Genomic DNA, 2119 nt, shown 5'->3' with positions numbered 1-2119 from the left:
CCGCCAGAATGGATATACAAAACCCTGTTTTTGAAATCGGAGCGGGGGGATCTTATAACAAAGAGATATACCTTAGGTGCGGAAAGGCGCATAAATACGGGTCTATCCGAATCTCTCAAACGAATTAGTGTTTAAAATTACTACTTTTATCCGCAAGCTTTTAGTTTTCCCCCTGAGGGAATGGAAGATAAAAATAGACAGAATACCTTTTAAACAAATTGTGCAAATGATACGGTGTAGTAGAAAAGTTTCCTGTGCGAGAATGGGCCCCTCAATAGCTCGTCGGAGCACAGGAAACTTTTCTGCGGCTCCTTATGCAAATTTTTTTATGGAATGTCATAGGTCCCATCCTTATTGTTAGGGTTTACTTCAAAACTTTAACAAAAGGAGGAACCTATGACAGTAAACAAGTTTATCAGAAACCTTCTAAATTTAAAAGAATTATCTGTGACCCACGTTGAATTACATGCTCGCAAACGAACGCTCGATCTGTGGGTCAAACCTTATAAAAATGGCTGCTTATGTCCACATTGCCATCGCCGTGGCCGCATTGTGCGCATTATGGATGAGTGTCGGTTATGGCGCGATCTCACCTTGTACGGATGTATGGTAATGCTTTGGTATTGTCCCAAAGAAATTATGTGCCCTACACACGGCCGAGTTCAGGAAAATATCCCGTGGGCTGATGATTATGCACGCATCACTTACCGCTTTGAATATGCCATGCTCGTCTATTGCCAAATCATGTCGCAAAAAGCTGCCGCGCAGATGCTGCACATTGCTCAATCCACCCTTTCGGACCTTTTGCATCGATCCATTGAACGCATTCGCGATGGCCATCGAATACGGGACCTTAAGGCTATTGGTGTCGATGAAATTTCATATTGCAAGGGCCATAAATATGCGACCATCGTTTATGACATTAAAAAAGCATGCGTTGTCTGGGTTGGCAAAGGTAAGGGGGAGAAGACAATCGACCGTTTTTTTAAAGAAATGCTTAGTGATTACCAGAAACGCAAAATTAAATGGGCTACCTGTGACATGAGCCAGGCTTACATCAATGCGATTGAAAATCATTGTCCTAATGTCACTCTGATCCTTGATCGATTCCATATCGTTAAAAAGCTCAATGAAGCGGTTGACGAAGTACGCAAAGAACAATGGCGCGAAGCTTCCGGCGATGAACGCAAAACTCTTAAAGGTCTTCGATGGTTGTTGTATAGACATTCATCTAAACGCTCGAAAAAAGACACATGGATACTCAACACTCTTCGGAAAGGCAACCGTCGAATCCATCGCGCATGGGTCTTGAAGGATGAATTTGAACACTTCTGGGATTATAAAACTCATTGGGCCGCTGATAGATTTATCAAACGTTGGACTACGACAGCTTTGAAAAGTCGTCTGGAGCCAATTCGTCGTTTCGTTAAAACAATTCGAAAACACATGCACCGTATTCTGCCCTATGTTGAAACCCGGATGACTAATGCCGTCGCCGAAGGGTTAAATCGAATTATTAAAATTATTAAAAATAGAGCAAGTGGATTCCGAACATTAGAAGCATTTACAGACCTGATTTTCTTAACCGTAGGTGATTTAAATATTCCTGAACAAATTCCGAAGGATTTTCGTACAATATAAATTCGTCTCAATGACAGTATTTATATGATTTTAAAGGTTGTTTACTAGTTGGGAATTCCGGATATAGCCCTTTTTTATGATCGATTGAGCTATAACTTCCTCCAAAACCATAATCTGCTGAACCACGTGTAATATTTACAGGGGCATAAGCAATAAGTCTATCAATCCCGTTATCCTGAATCATTTTTGAATCAATTACCCATTTCTTCATCCCTTGAATGACCATACTCGGAACTTTTGTGCTCAGAGGCTCCTTGCCCTTTTCAAAAACGATCAATCCTCCAGACCTAACGAGCTTCAAAATCTTTGCTTCATCTTCGCTGAAAGCTTCTAATATTTGGCTTAATACCCCACTTATGTTCAGATTGCATTTCAATAGCCCGATAATTTTATTTCCTTCCATTATTGGCACAACTATTCCCAACACATATCCTTTAACACTCTCGTCAAATCCACGATCATCAAAAAAGACTCTCCC

General features: G+C 40.8%; 2 protein-coding genes. One reads left to right on the top strand and one right to left on the bottom strand.

The features are described from left to right. The first annotated feature begins 396 nt into the window (after positions 1–396). The gene (locus V3S16_RS17570) at positions 397–1641 is read left to right on the top strand and encodes an ISL3 family transposase (protein WP_413887327.1); all 1245 of its coding nucleotides are present in this window, start codon (positions 397–399) and stop codon (positions 1639–1641) included. A gap of 7 nt (positions 1642–1648) precedes the next feature. Here V3S16_RS17570 and V3S16_RS17565 read toward each other — a convergent pair. After that, positions 1649–2119 (bottom strand): hypothetical protein (locus tag V3S16_RS17565; protein ID WP_413887325.1); only part of this gene is annotated, 471 nt, incomplete at its 5' end.

Origin of the sequence: Candidatus Desulfatibia sp., from assembly GCF_036446775.1 — a bacterium.
In the GTDB taxonomy this organism is placed as follows: Bacteria; Desulfobacterota; Desulfobacteria; order Desulfobacterales; family UBA11574; genus Desulfatibia_A.
This window is presented reverse-complemented; position numbering and strand designations above follow the sequence as displayed.

Bases quoted from the DNA above. Each gene is read 5' to 3' on its own strand.
- V3S16_RS17570 (WP_413887327.1), top strand. From the start codon at position 397: ATGACAGTAAACAAGTTTATCAGAAACCTTCTAAATTTAAAAGAATTA.